A 515-nucleotide genomic window follows, 5' to 3' on the forward strand; every position below is an offset into this window, starting at 1 on the left:
GATCCCTTCTCTCTTCTCTCTCCCTCTCTCCTCCCTTTCCTTTTCCCTCCCTCCCCCCCCCTCCCTCTTCCTTTTCTCCCCCCTCTTCCTCCCTCCTCCCCCCTCCCTCTTCTCTCCTCCCCTCTCCTTCCCCCTTCCCCCCTCCTTCTCCCTTTCCCCCCCTTCCTTTCTCCCTTCCTTTTCCCTTCCTTCCCTTTCTTCCCTCTTCTCTTCCCCTCCTCCCCTTCCCTCTCTTTCTTCCCTCCCCTCCTCTTTCTCTTCTCTTTTCCTCCTTCTTCCCTTCTTCCCCCTTCCCCCCCCTCCCCCCCTTCTTTTCTCCCTTCGTTCTATTGCCGCCGCCCTGTTCCCCCCTGTTATTTGACTCCGCTTCCCCTCTCCTCCCTTTTTTCCTTCCTCTCCTCTCTTTTTCTTTCCCCTTCCCCCCCCCCCCTCTTCTCTTCTCTTCTTTTCTCCTTCTTCCTCTCCTGCCTCTTCCCCCTGTTTCCCTCCTTTCCCCTCCCCCCTCTTCCTTCGCT

At 58.1% G+C, this 515-nt stretch carries 1 protein-coding gene; it reads right to left on the reverse strand.

The annotated features are described in order from the left end of the window. Positions 1 to 515 (reverse strand): hypothetical protein (locus K5Q92_RS24600; protein WP_220771273.1); only part of this gene is annotated, 515 nt, incomplete at both ends.

Origin of the sequence: Shewanella sp. MBTL60-007 (assembly GCF_019654915.1) — a bacterium.
Lineage (GTDB): Bacteria > Pseudomonadota > Gammaproteobacteria > Enterobacterales > Shewanellaceae > Shewanella.